The organism is Bacteroidia bacterium (genome assembly GCA_027493955.1).
Taxonomy (GTDB): domain Bacteria; phylum Bacteroidota; class Ignavibacteria; order SZUA-365; family SZUA-365; genus JAOSJT01.
This window is the reverse complement of record JAOSJT010000001.1, coordinates 1,559,384-1,578,371: the sequence shown is the minus strand read 5'-3', so window position 1 is coordinate 1,578,371 and position 18,988 is coordinate 1,559,384. Positions and strand designations below refer to the sequence as shown.

11 protein-coding genes are annotated in these 18,988 nt (G+C 58.6%); 2 read left to right on the top strand and 9 right to left on the bottom strand.

Annotated features, from left to right (window positions below; translation table 11 throughout):
* Window positions 1-79: 79 nt before the first annotated feature.
* The 9 genes from M5R41_06255 to M5R41_06215 form a co-directional block, all read right to left on the bottom strand.
* Window positions 80-1,690: a hypothetical protein gene (locus tag M5R41_06255; GenBank protein MCZ7555989.1), complete on the bottom strand. Its 1,611-nt coding sequence runs from the start codon at window positions 1,688-1,690 to the stop codon at window positions 80-82.
* 257 nt (window positions 1,691-1,947) lie between these two features.
* The gene (locus M5R41_06250) at window positions 1,948-3,135 is read right to left on the bottom strand and encodes an iron-containing alcohol dehydrogenase (GenBank protein ID MCZ7555988.1); all 1,188 of its coding nucleotides are present in this window, start codon (window positions 3,133-3,135) and stop codon (window positions 1,948-1,950) included.
* 388 nt (window positions 3,136-3,523) lie between these two features.
* On the bottom strand, window positions 3,524-5,701 hold the full coding sequence (locus M5R41_06245) for a DEAD/DEAH box helicase (protein ID MCZ7555987.1): 2,178 nt from the start codon (window positions 5,699-5,701) through the stop codon (window positions 3,524-3,526).
* Between the two features lie 8 nt (window positions 5,702-5,709).
* Window positions 5,710-7,026: an ATP-binding protein gene (locus M5R41_06240; GenBank protein ID MCZ7555986.1), complete on the bottom strand. Its 1,317-nt coding sequence runs from the start codon at window positions 7,024-7,026 to the stop codon at window positions 5,710-5,712.
* Window positions 7,016-9,097 carry a TerB N-terminal domain-containing protein gene (locus tag M5R41_06235; GenBank protein ID MCZ7555985.1) on the bottom strand — a complete coding sequence of 694 codons (2,082 nt, stop codon included), beginning with the start codon at window positions 9,095-9,097 and terminating at the stop codon, window positions 7,016-7,018. Before M5R41_06235 ends, M5R41_06240 begins: the two co-directional genes overlap by 11 nt.
* A gap of 621 nt (window positions 9,098-9,718) precedes the next feature.
* The gene (locus M5R41_06230) at window positions 9,719-10,327 is read right to left on the bottom strand and encodes a hypothetical protein (GenBank protein ID MCZ7555984.1); all 609 of its coding nucleotides are present in this window, start codon (window positions 10,325-10,327) and stop codon (window positions 9,719-9,721) included.
* A 156-nt stretch (window positions 10,328-10,483) separates the two neighbouring features.
* Window positions 10,484-13,570 (bottom strand): T9SS type A sorting domain-containing protein, encoded by a 3,087-nt coding sequence (locus M5R41_06225; protein ID MCZ7555983.1) that lies wholly within the window; start codon window positions 13,568-13,570, stop codon window positions 10,484-10,486.
* Between the two features lie 221 nt (window positions 13,571-13,791).
* Window positions 13,792-14,349 carry a hypothetical protein gene (locus M5R41_06220; GenBank protein ID MCZ7555982.1) on the bottom strand — a complete coding sequence of 186 codons (558 nt, stop codon included), beginning with the start codon at window positions 14,347-14,349 and terminating at the stop codon, window positions 13,792-13,794.
* 172 nt (window positions 14,350-14,521) lie between these two features.
* Complete coding sequence (locus M5R41_06215; GenBank protein MCZ7555981.1) at window positions 14,522-15,037, bottom strand: hypothetical protein; 516 nt, start codon at window positions 15,035-15,037, stop codon at window positions 14,522-14,524.
* A 280-nt stretch (window positions 15,038-15,317) separates the two neighbouring features.
* Here M5R41_06215 and M5R41_06210 point away from each other — a divergent pair, with 280 nt between their 5' ends.
* Together M5R41_06210 and M5R41_06205 are read left to right on the top strand one after the other, a co-directional pair.
* Window positions 15,318-17,522 (top strand): SUMF1/EgtB/PvdO family nonheme iron enzyme, encoded by a 2,205-nt coding sequence (locus tag M5R41_06210; GenBank protein MCZ7555980.1) that lies wholly within the window; start codon window positions 15,318-15,320, stop codon window positions 17,520-17,522.
* Window positions 17,522-18,973: a choice-of-anchor D domain-containing protein gene (locus M5R41_06205; GenBank protein MCZ7555979.1), complete on the top strand. Its 1,452-nt coding sequence runs from the start codon at window positions 17,522-17,524 to the stop codon at window positions 18,971-18,973. The genes M5R41_06210 and M5R41_06205 overlap by 1 nt, the downstream gene beginning before the upstream one ends.
* The last annotated feature ends 15 nt before the right edge of the window (window positions 18,974-18,988 follow it).

The following is an 18,988-nucleotide window of genomic DNA, read 5'->3' as shown; positions in this document are numbered from 1 at the left end:
TATCCTCCTGCCGGAATAAAGGTGCATCGAAACGGACATTGTAGTCATTTTCACAAAAAGAAGCAAGTAACGGGCAATATCAGCGCAGCAGCAGCATGCTCCGCGCATGTATGGCACCGTCAACTTCCAAGCGGTACGAGTACACACCCGGAGGCAGACCATCGCCGTTGAAGATATACTGGTACTTGCCGCTCTCGAGTAGGCCTTCCTGAAGTAGTGCGACTTCTTCGCCGACGATGTTATAGACCAGCAGCCGGCAATGCGCCGGAGAGTGCAGGTCGAAGAGAATTGATGTTGATGGTGAAAACGGATTCGGAAAATTCTGGTGCAAGGTGAAGTCCGGGATTATCGGTCCGGGATCGACACCTGTCACCTCGATCCTTAGAATCAGCCTGTACCCAGGGCGGTTTTGCGGATCGAGATTGGGCGGTGAGGAAAGGGTCGCGAACAGCGGCCCTTCGTCCGAATTCAAATAGCCGTCGTAATCGCGCGCCGTTACATACCACGTTACCTCCTGTTCAAGTGTGGTCGGGCTACCCGACATTGCTTCGATGATTCCCGCAAGTTGTTTGTGCGTCATGGTGAGCGATGCCGCTAGTCCATTGCTGTCGGAGGGGTAGTTCATGCTGCGTGTCAAGGTTTGCGAGTCCACAAAGGTAACCTCGTACTTCACCGTGTCGCTGCAGGTCATCGGACTAAATCGAGAAATCTGCATGTCGGTGTACGGATCCTGGGGCAGGGCTTTGGTCCATGTAAAGGTCTCGGTGTGGAAGGGTAAGAGTATAAGCCGGGTTTGATCCGGCGGCTTGAGCAGGGCGAACGGATACGGGGCATGGTCGATGATCTCGAAGGGATCGGACCAGCCCTTGATACTCGCATCGCCGGCTTTGTTCGCCATGATAATCTGTCGGGCATCACCCATCATGTCCAGTCGGCGGACGCTGGACATGAGAAAGTAATTCGTCACACCCCTGATGTACACCGTACCAACGAAGATGCTTGGGCTCCCAGGCCCAGTTTCGAACTCGGAGGGGAAGGCGGCGGAAAAGGAAGTTGCAATGTCGGGAGTGGTGATCATGTTCAGGTAGCGATCTCTTGGCGCGACGACGATTTCATAGCGGCGCAGCAGGAACACCTTCTCCTTGTCCGACTTCGGCCAGGTCACTTCCACGAGATAATTTTCGTGCGGTCCGGGAACGATGGTGATGGGAGGGGTTTGCTGTGCGAACATGGTGAACGTTGGAGTAACCGTAAGCGTAATGTCTTTCCCGGCTAAGGTCAACGTGAAGTCGAGGGTGGCCTTACCGAGCGTGAACGCGGAAGGGGGGAGGGTGTAGTACAATCCCTGATCCTGTCCAACCGAATCCAAGGTGAGCACGGTGCCGTTCAGCCGCAGTTCCAGCCAGGAGAAACCCAGCGGATCGGCGCTCCATGATCTCGTGCTGCTGTCCGTTTCGGCGTCCGTGCCACGCACAGCGAGCACCGCGTTCTGTCCGATCGTGTGCCAATTTTCAATTACGTTGTTCGCAGTGTCCCGCGCCACGAGCTCGAATTGCAGCGTCGTGCCCGCTTCTACGGTAAACAGCATGGCGGAATCGTACTCCAGCGCGACACCGCCGACGATCTGCGCGTTGCCATTCAAGCTTGCGATGGGGAGCAGTGCGAAAAGAAACAGTACCAGGCGCTTCATGAGATCCTCCTGCCGAAATAAAGGTGCATCGAAACGGACATTGTAGTCATTTTCAACGACACAGTCAAGAGGGGGCGCGGAAATGCATACGTGCATTGCGCTCGCGCTCGTCCCGTCCACGTGTGCACGTATTGCGTATGTACCTCTGATGCGGATCTCTGAACCTCGCATTGACGCTGTGACAGGCTTCGATGGAAGTTGAGACGGAAAAGCGGGGATGAGAGGCGATTCAACTCAGTGCTGATGAATTGCGGATACTACACCACCCCCCGCAACATCTCCACGATATCCTCCTCGCTCATCGGCGGTCGACCGGGTAGTATGCGCTTGGGATGATTCGCGATGCGTATGGTATCTGCCGCATAGCGCCCGAGCAGTTCATCGCCTATGCCGAGCTCCGAGAGTCGGGTGGGGCAGCCGATGGAGCGGAGGAAGGCCTCGAAGCGGTCGATGCCCTCGAAGGCGACCTCCACCTCGTTTTTGTCCACAGCAAGCACACCCATGACGCGCACGGCAAACTGCGCGAATTTCGCGGGACGGGACTTCGCCGCGAAGAGCATCCATGCGGGATTGACCACGGCCAGGCCCGCTCCATGCGCCACGTCGTGATGCGCGGAAATTGTATGCTCGATGCCGTGCACGGGATAGGCGGCCCGTGTGCCAACCTGCACCCAGCCGTTGAGCGCCACCACGGACGCCCATTGAATCTGCGTGCGTGCTTCGATGTTGTTTCCGTCGGCCACGGCCTTCGGGCCACACTCGATGGCGGTGAGAATCACGCCCTCTGCGAAGCGGTCCTGCAGCGGCGTACCATCCACACCATTAAAATATCCTTCGGTCACATGCGTGATCAGGTCGCAGACGCCATAGGCTGTCTGATCAGGCGGAACGCTGACGGTCAGTTCCGGATCGACCACGGCGACGCGCGGGAAGAGGCAGTCCGCGATGACGGCGGATTTCTCCGTCGTCTCTTCATTGGTGATCACGGCGCCGCGATTCATCTCCGAACCTGTGGCCGCGAGCGTGGGCACGGTGATGATCGGCAAGGCGCTGGTCGGGAGGCGTTGCTCCGCTTGCCCATGGGCGATCATATCCCAGGGATCGCCATCATACAACACAGCCGCGGCCATGACTTTGGCGGCGTCCATGGTGCTGCCGCCGCCAAGCGCGATCACCACATCGCAGGAGTGCTCGCGGGCAGTATTCGCGCCGCGGATGACGGTGGAGATACGGGGATTGGGTTCCACGCCGGAGCATTCCACTACGGACACACCCGCCGCTTCCAGGCTTGCGATTGCGCGATCAAAGCTGCCGTTGCGTTTCACGCTGCCGCCGCCGGTAACGAGCAGGGCGCGGCTGCCGTGCGCGCGCACCGCTTCGCCCAGTCGCGCGAGCGATCCCGCGCCGAATATAACTTTTGTTGGATTGATAAAATCGAATTTCATGCGTGGCTCCTGTGAGAGGTACTGGCGAGTTTCAACCTATTGTCGCAATTGCTGAAGTGAACACGTTCCATTGTAAAAGTAGCACTTATCCGGGAAGAAGCATTCTGATCGCGGCCCTTCGACGGTGGCTGCCCTTCGACTGCGCTCAGGGACCGCCGAAGCCTCGCTCGGGGGCCGGCGCAGAGACGCAGAGGAGAAATTTATGGGGAATAGAGCTTTATCGATTGCATTGCTTTAACGGGTGCTGTAGGCTGGAACGTATTTTTCGAGTGATCCCATCAAAACCTCCCTCAGTGCCCCCGGATATCTCCGCGATAACAGGAGCCCCCTACAATCCGCCTATCACAGCGACGTAGGCGATAACAGGAGGTCCGCACAATCCGGCCCCTCAGCGCTCGTTGTTCAGCACACCCTTCATCCACTCCACAGCGCCATCCACATCGAAATAGCGCCGGCCGTAGGATGCTTCGCGGAGATGTTTCGGCAACAGGGAATCGTGTTTATCAACGTATGTGTCCGCTACCGATGCACCCAATTCCTCCGGGGAGGGAAGCGCATTCTGCATGATTTGCGTGATGGCGTCCCGCAGCGACATCGGCGTGCAACTCGCGATTTCGATTATCCCGCCGAATGTGTCTGCTATCAGGCCCGCACGGCGCAATAACACGGTGATGGTGTTGACGACGCGGTCTCCCCGCCACGAGAGGATATGAAGCGTATTTCCGAGTTGCAACACATCGGTGACGCCGAGCCCGAGCGAATGATAGCACGCGAAACCCTCGGTGAGATTGTCCCGGGCGGCCGCATTCAGGTAGGGAGGAAAGAGCCGCTCTTCGTACACGCGTTTCATTTCGGCGCGAATGACGTCATGCAGCATGGGACCTGCGCCGCTGAATTTCGGAGGCCGTCCTCCTGTGGCGGGTCGGAGGGTGATGATTTTCTTTTCGGCGTCAATACTCAGCGTTTCCCAACGCTGGCCACCGAAAATGATCAACTGACCGGGAAGCAGAGGTCTGTCGTAAGGGATGGTACCGAGCGTCTTTCCATGGTATTCGAGTCGATATTCATCGGGTGTGTTAAATGCGCAATAAAAGGAAAAGTGATCCACCAGTTTTTCACCGCGCGCGCCGAGTACAAGCAGGCCATCATGCGTTTGCGTGAGAATATCGCTCGCACCGAGACAGCGAAGCAACTCCGCGTATACGGCGGAGTCCACGAGTGAGAATGGACCGCTCTCGCACAACAGTGACCACAATTGACGCGCGCATACGCCGCCGTACTGCCCGATGACCGACACGGTTTGCTGTACAAGTGTCGATAGGTGATATTGACGCGCGGGTGTCGGTTCGCACCATTTGCGAAGCAGGAGCTGTACCATGGCTATGGATTGCACCGTTTGGAGCCGCAGGCGATCAATCAGATGCGTCCTCGCGGTGATTTCTTCCTCTTCGATAAAAAGTCGCAGCACCGCGGCGTCGCCTCTGCGTCCGGAACGCCCAAGGCGCTGCCGCATGCCCGCAACGGAATGCGCCGCGGAAATCTGCGCAATAGAGTCGACGCTGCCGATGTCTATTCCCAACTCCAGCGTCATGGTGCACACAGCCGAGGTGGGAAGCCTGGCGGCCAGAAGCCGCGCTTCGACTTGCTCCCGAAGCTCTTTCGAAAGGTTGCCGTGATGCGGGAAGAACTCGTTCGGAACCCCGTCGCGTTCGCAGAGATCGGACAAACTCGCGGCGAGTTCTTCTGTGCGCGCGCGGGAGTTCGCGAAAATCAGGTGCGAGGAGCCCCTCAACAATCTGTACAAATCGTTTGTCAGCGATCCGCACGCGCCGCGCTGCGCTTCATCATCGTCCGGGCGCTGTATATATCCGCGTAGCTGCACCTTCACATCCGACCTGAAGGCGCTGGAGGTAATTATCTCACAGGGAACGCTCCCGCGTTGCGGCCTCAGGAAATGCGCCACATGTTGCAGATCGCTCAACGTGGCGCTGAGCGCTATTCTGGGAATACTGCGTCCGAACAGGAATTCTACGCGGTGCAGCAGGGATTGCAATTGCATACCGCGCTCGGATCCGAGGAAGGCATGAAATTCGTCAATAATCACATACTTGAGCTCTCGAAATGCCTGACCGCACCAGATTGCGTGATGCAGAAGCAGCGCCTCAAGAGACTCCGGCGTGATCAGGATAATGCCGCCCGGCTTCTTTCTCTGCTTCTCCTTTACCGAGCGGAGCACGTCGCCGTGCCAGGCAGTAAGCGGCAGGTCGAGTATCTCGCAGAGTCGTCGTAACCTTCGGTATTGATCATTGATCAGCGCCTTGAGGGGACTGATGTAGAGTATCGCAATGCCAGCCGGGGGAGCCGTGGCGACATGAGAACACGCGGGCAAAAAGGCGGCTTCCGTTTTGCCCGACGCCGTGGCTGCACTGATGATCACATCGCGATCCGCCCGTAGTATCGGTTCGATCGCGCGCTCCTGTATATCCCGCAGCGAGGTCCATTGCTGCTCCCAGATCCAGCGTTGCACGCCCTTGTGCAAGACTTCGAAACCGCGTGATTCGCTCATCGCAGGCCTCAGAGGGTGAAGGAGGCCAGTTCGTCGTCGTCCACGATCTCTGTTTCCGGCATGTCGGAATTGCTTTCTATCTCGACCCGCACTTGCCCGATGAGTTGCATCCATTGCAGTGAGCGATTCTGATCCAGGACGGAGAGGAGGTTCATAAACGCTTTTACTGTATTTCGCGGAGTGCGGAAGTAGGCGTCGCCGATGCGCTGCGAACAATGCGACAGGAATGCCCTCAGTGCTTCATCGGGTAGGAGGTACTGCTCCACCTCGCCCGCGGCGTAGACATGCCGCAGATTTTTCAGCAGTATGAGCAGTTCTTCGGGTGTGAGATTCGCGAGATGCAGTGTCGGGGATGAATAGTCTATTACCCCGGCTGCGCGGGCGAAGGAGTTCTCCGCGAGACGGGAGTGAAGGGCCTCATAGCTATACAATCCCTTTCGTGGATCGAGAAGAAATTCCGGCGTCCCACCGAACAGGAAACCGATGTGCCGCGCGCTTCCCTGCAGGCAATCGTTGAGTATGCGCAGTATCTGCTCGTAATTCGACACTCTCGCTGTCCGATTGTTCAGCTTGTACAGGTTGACCATTTCATCGAGGTTCACCAGTAAACCGGAGTAGCCTGCCTGACGCACAAACAGGCTGAGCAATTTGAGCATGTCGTACACATTCGCGTCGTCAACAATGGTTCGCACGCCCAGGGAGTTGCGCGCATCGGTTTTCGTCGATATTTCGCCGCGCAGCCAGCGTACGGCATCGGTTTTGAGCTGCTCGTTTCCGTTTTCGAAGCCCGTCCAGTATGCGGCTATCACCTGCGCAAAATCATATCCACCCACGAGTTCCGACAGAAGCTGCAGTTGTTCGTCGATGATGGCGTGCACATTCTCATGTGTTGCGGCGGCGCGCTTTCTCGCTTCGGTGATGAAGCGTTCCACCACGCTGCCCAGAGCGTTGCCGTCGGGCTTGGTGCGCGTCGAGAGATTGCGAAGAAGTTCCGCGTACAGATTTCTCGCCTGACCGCCGGTGGCGTGCAGACGCCGGTCCGGTGCAAGATCCGCGTGTATGGTCACCATTCCTTTCTCCAGCGCGATTGTGCGAATGAGTTGCAGAAAGAAGCTCTTTCCGGATCCGAATTCTCCGATAATGAAGCGAATGGCCGAACCACCCGTCGCTATCGCTTCGATGTCGCGGAGAAGGGCTTCGACTTCGCGTACGCGTCCGACCTGAATATGCTGCAGGCCGGTTCTCGGGGTGACTCCCGCGCGCAAGGATTGTATAATAGCGTCGCGATCCCTCGGACGGAGGCGGGGTGATCCTTCATTGGACATTCTGTATCTCCTTTGCAAGATCGAGGTCAATGTATACATGGTCGCCGGCTTCCAGCAGGGGAGCGTTGGCTTTCGTATAGGCCCATTCGTTGAGCACTTCCATAGCGCCGTCGGTCATCACACCGAGTTCGGTACACAGAGCATCGAAGGTTTCCAATCCCCAGCGATCCCGCTCAACGATGCGCAGGAAGAGCTTTCGATGCGCATCATCCAGGGCGTGCAAGACTTCATCGGAATCCCTTTCGGGCTGTCCGCCTCCGACATCGACGGGCTGCGCTTCCGCCGCATCCGAGAAGATTTCCTCGAGCACGCCTTTGACCCGCCTGGTTTCCTCCTCGCGTATGCGAATGAACTCCTGGTTCAATTCGAAGCCGGCCGGAGGCGCAACCGGCGGACGAGGTATGGCGAATGTCGCTTCGCTCTCGCGCCTGCCAACGGTGACAGGTCCGGAATCAGCCGCAAACGTGTGAAGATCCCTTGCGACCTGTTCCTTGTCCAGACCCAGTGTCGTATATAATTTCTCCAATTGACGGACTTCCTTCGGATCGATGCGTCCGTCCGCATACGCCACCGATATCAGTATTTGGCGTATGGCGTATCGCTCTTCCTCGCTGATTTCGGAGAGACGTTTCTTCAATCCGGCAGTACCCGGTTGCGTGCGGACGCACCAGAGCAGGAAAGCGAGGAGGGAGTTCTTCTCCGTTGCGCTTACTTCGTCGTCATCATCGATCAGCCGGCGGAGTATATATGTTCCGCCGTGTGTACTCGTCCTGGCTGCAGAGCAAAGCAGAGCACCGAGATGCAGGACTATCGTGATGATGCGGAAGCGGTGCGGAGGCGTGTTGCGTGTCCTGTCATCCAGAGGGAAAATGACGATCCGCTCACTGGCGCCGGGTTCAATCGCATGCGTGCGAACATCGGGAGCCACTTGAAATCCCATGGATTCTATCATCGCCGCAAGGACGGCGTACTCACCTTTCCTGAAGCGCGCGGGGGGCAGCTCATCGAAGCATGCATACAATTGTTCTATGGATACCCATAAAAACTGCTCTCCTACGTGCTCTTCGAGAATCGATTTCAGCTTTCCGTAGCCGCTGTGGCGTTGCATCAATTCCTTCGGCAGAACCCCGGTTGCGACTAATCCGTTGGGATTGGAACCCTCACGACCAACGGCACGGCTGTACGCGTCAAGTTCCAGTGTACAGAGGGATACCATAGCATCGATTCTATTCATCAAATCGGTGCGATACCAGGGATTCGAGAGCCCGTCAACATGGAAATTCAACAAGTACCGCATTGATGGATTTGCGGCATGGTAGCAAAAGCTGTGTGGTTCCCTCACCGGCCTGAGTACGATGCCGTTGCCATATTGTCGTGTAAAGCGCAGGAGAAACAGCTCCCTGAACTGCTCCCTGCACCGCCGGGCTGCTGTGCGCAAACCCGATTCGCCGATGATCATCAACGTCTGGTAAGCCAATTCGGCGTGAATCGGTTTACCGACGGCTATATAATACGCGAGCTTCACCATCACCCCATCGGGGCAATACCTGTCCGCGACGGTGAAGCAGGCCGGCGGAGTCTGATCTCTCCGGTAGAGCACCCATTCCATAGCCAGGAGATTATCCGTCATTTTCAGAAATGACGCAAGCTGCCCGTACAAGCTCTGCAGCCGGAGAACTTCATGTACTATGGCCTGTCGCTCGGCCACCGGCAACAGCGATTTCGGGCCATCGATGAACAGCCGCCTCTCGAGACCGTAGAGGAACAGCAGAACATAGCCGATGTCCGGAACGCGACGGGTTCTGCCTGTTGAAAGCCAACGCAGATAGGCATCGCGACATTGTGGCGAGATGTATTTGTAGTAAGGACTGCGGGGCATTGCCGGCGCGGTATCGTGCGATGACGTACGCTGTACCGGCAGCTTGGGATTGATGAGAGAGGGATCATCCTCGTACCCCGCGAGCGACGGCAGCAGCTCGCCGACGTACACCAGGCCGCCTGAGATGATATGACCGTGAACAACGATGCTGTCGCCCGCGCCTATCCACTTCGCAGGATTATCACACGACATCAGCGCTCCTCCCGCATTGCGCACGAGAGCGGCGAAGCGAATCGAAAGAGGGGCGAAGTGTTCCGGGAATGGAATGCGCACCGACAAGCAGTCAGGCGGGTGCGGGTATTCCCCGGGAGCGGTATCGACACGGCATTTCCCCGATGTGAGTGTCCCTGTCCGATCTCCGCGGGACGTCGTCGCGAGCCCCGTATGATCGGATTCAGAAAATGTACGGACTCAGCGAGCAGCATTCAATGCAGCGATACGTGACCGCATGCGGAAATCCCCTCCATGCGCACGATGCCGCGATTTCGCAGATACTCAGGCATTCACCGTTTCATTGCACATCGAGCATCCTCTTCGGAGCCTTCGTCAGCAATCGTCTGTCTCGCTGGTGAAAAGACAAACGTCCCCGTGGTCGTCGCTTTGCTTGTTCCGGGATGGATAGGCGGGGGTGATGAACGGCAGGTTCCGAACGGAAAATTGTTCCGGCTATTTGCTGCTGCTGTAGTGTTTGAAACTTTAGCTTTCTACAGCAAAATATGATTCTTTGTATCGCATACGTGGAGCATCGTGAGGGGTGAATCGTCCGCCAGGGCGCCTCGATCGAGCACGGGTACGCCATACGCCCACACCGCGTCACCCGCTGAATCCGATCCATGCATACAGTCGACGCCGCTTCGTATCGAGTATGCCGAAGGTGGTGATCACCGGATGCGTGTCATCGGTGCTTTCGGTGCCATGCCTGCCGATAGTGCTCCATTCGAAATGGTAGCCCCCGCCCGGGTGCACGATGCTGTCGCCGCGCAAATACAGCACGAGTGAGCAGTAATACCATCCCTCCGTTATGCTGGTATCGAACAACCCGCGCAGATGCGCCAACGGACGCGGGAATTCCGGTAACGGAAGACGTCGCCATCGGAGTGCGTCAGCCGACACTTCCTCCGCACCATCGGGACTGTAGTGCAGGAAGGATACTGGCTCCCATACCTTCGGGTCGTGCAAACTCCGCAGGTACGCGGCGAATTGCGCCTCGCTGAACTGAAACACCGCCCGTATGCGCAGTCCCTCCCGCCCGAACCAACCGCCGGTTTCCGGACTGCCCCGCAGCGTGTCGAGCCGCACCTCATCCGGCACGTGAAACTGCCGCCGCACCTGCCGCTCATCCTGCTCGCGGTTGGACTCGCATCCCGCCATCAGGAGGATGAGGAGCAACGCGGCAACACCTCGTCTTGTAGCTCCTGGCATTCGTCCCTCAGGGTAGTTCAATGAATCGTGTGTAATGCAATTTCGTGCGCGCCTGTGAAATGTCAAAGAAGACAGGCCGCTCCACGGTTGCGAGGAAAGCAAGAATAGGGAAAAAACCTGAAAAAATCGCTTGTAAATAGTCGCCGGCTTGTCTCTCTACCGCAGCAGCACGATGCGTCCGGTTGCGACGGCATCGCCTGAGTAGGCGCGATAGTGGTAGATGCCGGGATGGGCGAGTACGCCATTGTCGTGGCGGCCGTCCCAATGCAGGTGTTGCAGGCCGGCGGAACGATGACCCGCATCGAGCGTGCGCACCCGGCGGCCGAGGGCGTCGTACACATCCACGCGGAGCGCGGAGGAGGCGGAGAGTTCGACCACGATAGTGGTGGCGGTACGCGCGGGATTCGGATAGCTGGGGTGCAGGGTCAGCGCTGCTGCCGCTCCTCCGGGGCCGCTGGCGGCGGTGGTGCCGGACCAGGGGAGATGAATGTATTTCGCTTTCTTCATCTCGTCGCGATACCACTTGCTGAGCAGCGGGCTGTTGTTGATGCGCGCGTCACCCCAGCCGGGATAGGCACCGACGGGCCAATTGGCGTTGATGTAGCTGTAGCCCTTGATTTCGGGATGCGCTGCGATGAATTCCCAGAACTTCGCGAACCAGGCGTCCCAGTCGGCCTGACTATCGGCGGCGTCGGCGCTGATATTCATACCTTTGGCGGAGGTTTCGCTCATATATACGGGCTTGCCCTTGGCGCGCGCCATGGCGAGGAAGCGTTCGGACTTGCCTTTGCGTGTGATGCCTCTGCGATCATAGTCCGGAAGCGCGAGGTCGAAATCCTGAGGATCGAAGAGATCCAGACCGAACCAGTCCACATATTCGTCACCGGGATACCACAGCGCGCCGTTGACATCCACACTGTCGAAGTCGTTGGCGGCGGCGGGATAGTAGCACCAAATGTTCGCGATGCTGTCGCGGAAGCCTCGCGCGTCGAACATGTCGGTGATTTTGCGAAACATGGTGACGTAATGATGCGGAGTGTACCCGCCGCCATTCCATCCGTCGCCCTTGCCGTTGAACTCGCCTCCGATGCGCAGAAACATGGCCTTGCCGTAATTCTTGCACAGGGTGATGATGCTGTCTATGACAGCGTCGTATTGTGTGGATGTTGCGATGACGGTGTCGGTGGCCACGTCACTGACGAGAAAGAGACTGAGCTCCGGAATGAAGCCGAGGCGGTCCGCATCCGCCAGGAAGGTAGAGAGCTGACGCAATGACTGCGCGGGTCCGCGAGTACCGGGAATGCTGAAGAAGAGCCCGCGCACCGCGGGTTGAATGGTGCTGTCGTTGAGCGCGCTGAGATAGCCGGCGATGGGTTCGCCGCCGTCGAAGGTCATGTACTGTACACCGTGATACACCCGTCCGTCCGCGGGCTCAAGCAATGCCCGCGGCGGATCGGATGGTTGTACGCGCCCGAGTTTCTTCAAGGCCTCGAGCGTGAGATTCGTCATGGTATAAGGCGCTTCTTCGGGCAGCCAGGCGTCCGGCAGTTGATACCAGCTCTGAATCCAATAGCCGTCCGGTTCGGGTACGCGCTGGTGGTAGAGGTCCATGAAGGCCAGCGTCTGCTCCGAATACATTTGCGCCGTGCGTGCGCCGTTGGTGTTGAAAATCATGTTCACCTTCAATCCCATTTCACGGGCGCGGATGTCGAGTTCCGCCAGGCGCTGCATCCAGTCCACCCCGGCGATCTCGGCGGGCTGATTGGTCTGCGCGCGTCCCATTGCGTAGTCGTAGGGATTGTCTACGGTCAGACCGTCGAAATGTATGCCGGTTTCCAGGGATTTGGCTTGCACGGCGTCCAGCACATCCTTGTACTGGCCGTATCCGTTGCGCTCGCCCGAGATGGCGAAATAGGCGGGTGTATCGCCCCAGGCCCAGTTGGGGAAGTTCGTGAGCAGATTCAGCTCGATGCCGGGGATGGAGTCTCGCCAGAGTTTCGCGACTTCGAACAGCTCATGCACAGCGGTCGCGATAGTGTGATGGTTGGCTTTGACATTATTCGGGAAGAGCATGCGCCGGATAGGCCCGTCCATGTCCAGCATGTCTATGCTCCGAGAGGGATCAACTTCCCTGATCATGTCAATCAACGGTTTCACATTGGCCCAATCCTGTTGGAAGGAGGCCTCGCCGGCACGGTCGCCTTTGTCGGCATGCCAGTCCAGCAGGCCGCCGAGTTCGACGGCGATTTTGATGTCCTGTGCCATCAGTGCCCGCACAAAACGCCGGGTCTGGGCGGTGTCCGTTCGCGAGCTGATGTCGCCGATGTAGATTTTCTGAATGTCGAGATGCCGGTATACCTCGGGCCATTGCGTTGTATCGGCGAGCGACCAGGGCCTTCCCCAGCACATCAGTACACGCGCATCGCTTGAGTCCTTTTGCCGGATTTCGGTGTCGAAGCGCAGTAGAAAGTCGTCGAGCGTACCCCTGGCGAGATAGAAGCGAGACGTGGTGGTGGCTTCGCCCCCCGCCGGAATGCTGCCGAAGTTTGTTGCGGAGTGAATGCAACAGCGATCGAGATTGTCGAAGAGAAAGCAGGATTTCGGGCTGGTGGCCGCCATGTACGACGCGCCGTCCTCCGACATGGTGACTATCCACGAGTCGTCGGTGCGGTCCGGACTTGTAGCCTGAAAACCATTGACAAAGGGGGAGACGGGCGTAACTCCTTCATTTACATAGAATTGCACGGTTTTCATCAAGCCATTGTTGATGCGTGTCGTACCGTCCATGCGGAAGGGTTGGCCGTTTTTCGACATCCACGTTCGTTCGAGCGTCCAGTCCTGAAATTGCGGCGCGTTGACAGGATTGAGGCAATTGAAGGAAAAGACATTGGTCCAGTTGCTGCGCCCCAGATTCCTGACCGTCATTTCAGCGTCCACGTAATCGACGTATGGAGTGACGGTAAGCAGGTATTCCACCTTGCCTTCACTTCGCCAGGTATGCCGCAGGGCGCCGTTTGCGTCGGGTCCCTGCCACTGTATGTTCACTTCGGGGAAATTCAGAATCATGCCCTCGGATGAACCGATGGTTTCCGGCAAACCGAGCGCGAAGACCTGACGGTTCAAATGTCCCGCGCGCGCGGAACACACCATTTGTCCGGGCAGTGGTTCGAGCACAATCCGCTGCGCTGTGACTGGTGGTGCGAGAAGTAAAAGTGCGAGGGTGAAGCGTAGCGGTGTGTTCATCTGGATACAATGACGTGTACAGGGCAATTGAGAATGACCACGGAGGAGGGGGGGGAGGTTACAATCGTGGGGGGACACGGAGGGCACAGAGTGGGGAGCACGGAGGGCACAGAGGTGGGAGCACGGAGGGCACAGAGGTTCAGACGGCGTATGGTATCACCCTGTGCGCGGGGTATTGATTATCCAGCGAAATGGAGGCTGTGTTCTGAATCCTGCTTGGGTCAGAAGCGCTCCGGGGTTTGTGATGGAGTGGCGTTGTTATCGTACCCGTTCGCGTCCGGGGTGTGTGCGGCCTTGAGGATTTCGTAGTCCGCGTCTTTGGAGAGGTCGAAGCTTGTACCTGAATCCGGCGCCAACAGACCATAGAGCAAGCCACCGATCGCTCCGCCGGCTGTCCCGACGATGATGAAGAACGCGCGGAAGACCGGCACGAACACTTTACTCAGAAAGCCTTCGTCATCATCCATCGTAGCCGCGAGGATACCGGAGGTGATCAGTCCGGCACCAGCGCCGATGAGGGTGGTGCTGAGCACCGAGACCCCTCCGTCGTAGGTAATGGTCCGTATCTGCTCTCGTGCGAGTGCGTGTCGGGGCAAGGCTTCGGTTCGCTCGGCATAATGGACGAGATGCGGTTGCGTGAAAACGATGCTGTCATCGGAAACCGACACGATGACTGCGGTAATCTCTTCGCCGTCCTGAAGGGTGAACGTCGCAGTTTTCTGCGCAACGACTGTGCCTGCAAGAAACAGGATGATCGCCAGGAACAGGAAGGGCTTCATGGGGACTCCGCGACAAAATTGTTATCACCGTCATGTACTACTCGACATTTTCCGGAGCGGGGAGACCTTTCTCCTGTACGCATCAACGCCTCCTCGCTCCGGAAAGATCTCATTCAACACGCTTCCGCTTCTTCCTTCACCGCCTCCCGGCGACATAAAGGGCGCGGGCGCTTCATCTGCGTGCGAGCGGCGCGTTGCCGTAGGCTTTGCGCAGCAGATCAAAATCGGCGTCTCTGGACAGATCGAACGTCGTATCCGGGCGCCCCGCCAGAAGCCCGACGGTCAGACCGATGATGCCGCCTACAAGAACAGCGGAACCGACAAAAACCGCATCGAGAAAATTTTCCAACTCCTTCATCGTGCCGTCCCCTTGATTGGTCAGGACGAGCAACGCGCCGGTCAACCCCCCTATACCCATGCCGACAAGGGTGCTGCCAAGGACGTTCGAGCCGCCGCGGATTTCCACAGAGGCTATGTGCGGACGGGCAAACACGAGCACAGGCAGCGTCTCGTTCCTGTCGGAATAAGAGACGTTTTTCGGCTCCGTGAGGTACACGCTGTCTGACGTGATGTGGCTGATAATGCCTGTGATTTCACGTCCGTCGTGCAGATTGAGCGTCGCTTCCTGTTGCGCAGCCGCATTTCCGAACCAGCAGAACAGGGCCGCAAAAATGATGATCGTTTTCATAAAACTCCCGTATGAAAAAACGTTAATTTCAATATACAGATACTATAGGCTTTTTTACAGGTAAAAATTTGTGACCGATAGGGTGAGATGTGGAGAGTGAAAAGTGAAGGGTGAAGAGGACCGCGTTTCGATTCCATTCCGCCAATCCGGACCGATTAACGATTCCCGATTCCCGATTCCCTCCGCCGCGGACCGATTCCCGATTCCCGATTCCCGACATCGATTTTTACGGGAAAAATTCGTAGTATATCGGCGTACCACTGCCTCGAGAGGAACATACGTGCGGCGTGTTGTCTATTGCTGCCTTTTTGCGCTTCTGCTGCCCGCTGCTGCGGGGGCGCAATCGCTGTCGCTGTATGACGTGGACACACGGGCCTATCCGCTGCTGCGCGCAAAGCTGCTGCTGTACGACAATCTGGGGCGTCGCGTCGCGTCAATGTCGCCGGCGGAGTTGCGCTTGTCGGAGAACGGACTGCCGCGCACTATCCTGCGGGTGGAATGTCCGCCCGTCACGCAGCCGGCGCCGATCTCGGCCGTGCTTACCTTAGACGCATCCGGAAGCATGGAAGGTCCTGGCCTGGAACTCGCGAAAGCGGCCGCGGGAGCGTGGATAGACGCTTTTCCGCAGGGACAATCGGAATGCGCCGTGACGTCCTTCAACTTTTCCAATGTACTGCATCAGGATTTTACCAACGACCGCGCTTTGCTCCGGGGAGCGGTGAATCGATTACGCGCGGGTGGCGGCACGAGCTATGATGCGGCACTGTGGCATCAGTTTGCCGGAGCCTTACCCGTACTCGCGCGCGGCCGGCACAGCCGTATCGTCGTGTTGCTGACGGATGGCTATGCGTCGGGAGACGCGCAGATGATACTCGCTACAGCCAGACAGTTGAACGCACGGATTTACGCCGTCACACTGGATAACAGGATGCCGGACGTCCTTCGTACGGTGGCGGAGCAAACCGGCGGGCGATGGTTCGAGAATGTGCGCAGCGCAGCGGAGGCCGCGGCGATTTTCCGCGGTATTCTCGATATGGCACAGGACATCCCTCCCTGCGTTATCGAGTGGGAGAGCGACGGCTGCGATTTTATCCGCACGGTACTGTGTGAGGCGCCGGGTTATGGTGCGGCCGGTGGCGCATCGTACACGCTCACCGCGGATATGCTGCCGCTGCTCGAATTTCTGCCATCGCGCGTCGTGGCGTTCGGAGAGGTGGCCGCCCCATCCACCGTACGGAAAACGGTGAGCATCACCGCGCGCAACGCCGATGTTCTGATACGATCCATCGCGCCGGAATTCCCGATGTTCACTATTGAAGATTACGGAGGGAGTCCTCCGCCATTCACTCTGCTGCGCGGGCAGAGCCGCACGCTCACCCTGCGCTACGACGCTGCGGATTCCGGATACGTGGTGAACCGCTTTTTCGTGGACACGGACGCCTGTGAAGGTGGTTTTTTCGCGACCGCCGGCACCCCCGGGCTGGGCAGGGACAGACGGACCATTCGCCTGTTGCATCCGAACGGCGGCGAGGTGTTCGTTGCCGGCAGCGACACGGTGATAACCTGGGAGGGCGTGGCGCCCACGGACGCCGTGAATCTGGACTACAGCACCAACGCCGGCGCGACCTGGCTGCCCGTCGCACGGAATGTGACGGGGCTCGCTTATAACTGGCGCGTCCCGAACACCCCCAGCGACCATTGCCTCGTGCGTGTGACTGCCCGTATGCCCGATCAAATCCCTTCCGGCATGGTGATCATCCCTGCGGGGACATTCAAGCGCGGAGACCTCATCGGTACCGGATCCACCGAGGAGCGCCCGTCGCAGAGCGTGACGCTGACGCGCCCCTTCCTGATGTCGGTGACGGAAATCACGCAGCGCCAGTGGCTGGAGGTCATGAGCGGCAATCCTTCCGGTGTCATCGGAGAAACTCTGCCCGTGCAGGCCGTGTCGTGGGTACAGGCCGTGGAGTACTGCAACCGGCGTTCGGTGATGGAGGGACTCGATTCGTGCTATGTGATCAACGGCTCCATGGTGTACTGCGATTTCGGGAAGAACGGCTATCGCCTGCCCACAGAGGCCGAATGGGAATACGCCTGTCGCGCGGGTACGTCCACCGATTTCTGGAACGGTGCGATGCGCGAACCCTATTGCTCGCCGACCGACATGTCTCTGGACGCAGCAGGGTGGTACTGCGGCAACACTTCCGATCCCATGCCCGTCGGGCAGAAGGCGGTAAACGGTTACGGACTGCGGGATGTGCACGGCAACGTCGCCGAGCTGGTCTGGGACGTTTTCGCCGTGTATCCTTCCTCGGATCAGACCGATCCCGCCGGTCCGAATCCCCGTTCGTCTGCGCTCAACGCCCTATTGCGCGGCGGGCATTGGCGCGAGTCCGCCACCGGCTGCCGTGCGTCGCGTCGCGATCAGGCAGGGGCGCGCAATGCGAGAACGACAGATGGATTCAGAGTGGTGAGGACGTACTGATGCAGCAGCGTATCCACACATACTTCGCGCGTCGGCTTCGCTCAGCCACTGTGCTCATTATGTTACTGCTGAGCCTGACTCCCGCGCATGCGCAGCTCAGCGACGAATCGGATGCAGTGTTCTCCATCGTCGTTCCCTCGGCCGCTGCCCGTGAGGTGGATATGGGTACCGTGGTAGTGGGAAGCGCGCGCGACACACTGCTGCAGGACTTCGTGACGAATACCAGCGTCGTCGCCATTCGCATTGATTCGCTGTATATCGAGGGCGCACAAGCGGGGGATTTCGCGATTACGGCAGGACGCGCTCCGTATCGGCTGGCGCGGAGCGCGGCGCAGGCGACAGGCTTTTCCTTTGCTCCCCGCGTCGCGGGTATGCGCAGCGCGACCATTGTGTTGATCACGCAGGTGGACACGCAGCGCTACGTCATTCGCGGGGTCGGTGTGGAGCCGATGATAGCATTGGAGGCGGGCATGATCGATTTCGGCATCGTGCCCGTGGGGGGCAAGCGCGACAGCACCCTGAACGTGCTTCTACGCAATCTCTCCGCGGCACCGGTCACCGTGCTCGGCAGTGAACAAGGCGGACCGGACACGGAGCAGTTCAGCGTCTTGAGCGGTGGAGCACCGTTTACGCTGCCTCCGCTGGGAATGCACGCGATGACCTTGCGCTTCGCGCCGCGCAGGGGAGGGCGCAGCAGCGGAAGTCTGGTCTTCGAGGTGGAGAACAGCGCGCAACGACCTGTGGCGCAGCTCTTCGGCGAGGGACGCAGTGTCGCGGCAAGCGCGACGATTTCCGCGGGCACAGTGACAGCGCGGGCTGGAGATATCGTCCGTATGCCGCTGCGCCTGTCGAAGCATGAGAATCTCCTGCTGAGCGGTGCCACCACGCTGTACACCGAATTGTGCTTCGATGCGTCTCTGCTTGTGCCGACCGGCGCCACTCCCCACGGAGAAGTGCGCGACGGCACACGACACATCGCTCTGGACAATCTGCCGTTACTGGCAGGCGCGGACAGCATCGTCGCCGTTCTCGATTTTGTCGCCACACTCGGTAGCCGGGAAGAGACCGTGCTGGAACTGCGTAATTCAGTCGCGCGCGGGGGCGATGTGGCGCTGACCGAAGAGCCAGGTCAGTTTCGGTTGACGGGAATTTGCGAAGAGGGTGGAGACCGCTTGTTCACGGCTGAAGGACGTTTCCGCATTTTACCGAATCAGCCCAATCCTTTCAACGGCGAGACCATACTGCGTTTCGAACTCATCGAGAGCGCTCCCGTTCAACTCGACATCATTGACGCCGCCGGGCGCGTACTGGCCGAGGTTTACAGAGGGGACCTTCGGGCAGGGTCGCACGCGATAGCATTTTCGTCCCGCTCGCTGCCTTCCGGTGTGTGCTGGATCCGGCTGCGCGGTGGTGCCTTAAGCGCCGTGCGCCCGATGGTGGTGCTGAAATAGATCTTCTTCCGCAAT

Bases quoted from the DNA above. Each gene is read 5' to 3' on its own strand.
- M5R41_06250 (MCZ7555988.1), bottom strand. From the start codon at position 3,135: ATGAAATTCGATTTTATCAATCCAACAAAAGTTATATTCGGCGCGGGA.
- M5R41_06230 (MCZ7555984.1), bottom strand. From the start codon at position 10,327: ATGCCAGGAGCTACAAGACGAGGTGTTGCCGCGTTGCTCCTCATCCTC.
- M5R41_06255 (MCZ7555989.1), bottom strand. From the start codon at position 1,690: ATGAAGCGCCTGGTACTGTTTCTTTTCGCACTGCTCCCCATCGCAAGC.
- M5R41_06240 (MCZ7555986.1), bottom strand. From the start codon at position 7,026: ATGTCCAATGAAGGATCACCCCGCCTCCGTCCGAGGGATCGCGACGCT.
- M5R41_06235 (MCZ7555985.1), bottom strand. From the start codon at position 9,097: ATGTCGTGTGATAATCCTGCGAAGTGGATAGGCGCGGGCGACAGCATC.
- M5R41_06225 (MCZ7555983.1), bottom strand. From the start codon at position 13,570: ATGAACACACCGCTACGCTTCACCCTCGCACTTTTACTTCTCGCACCA.
- M5R41_06220 (MCZ7555982.1), bottom strand. From the start codon at position 14,349: ATGAAGCCCTTCCTGTTCCTGGCGATCATCCTGTTTCTTGCAGGCACA.
- M5R41_06205 (MCZ7555979.1), top strand. From the start codon at position 17,522: ATGCAGCAGCGTATCCACACATACTTCGCGCGTCGGCTTCGCTCAGCC.
- M5R41_06245 (MCZ7555987.1), bottom strand. From the start codon at position 5,701: ATGAGCGAATCACGCGGTTTCGAAGTCTTGCACAAGGGCGTGCAACGC.
- M5R41_06215 (MCZ7555981.1), bottom strand. From the start codon at position 15,037: ATGAAAACGATCATCATTTTTGCGGCCCTGTTCTGCTGGTTCGGAAAT.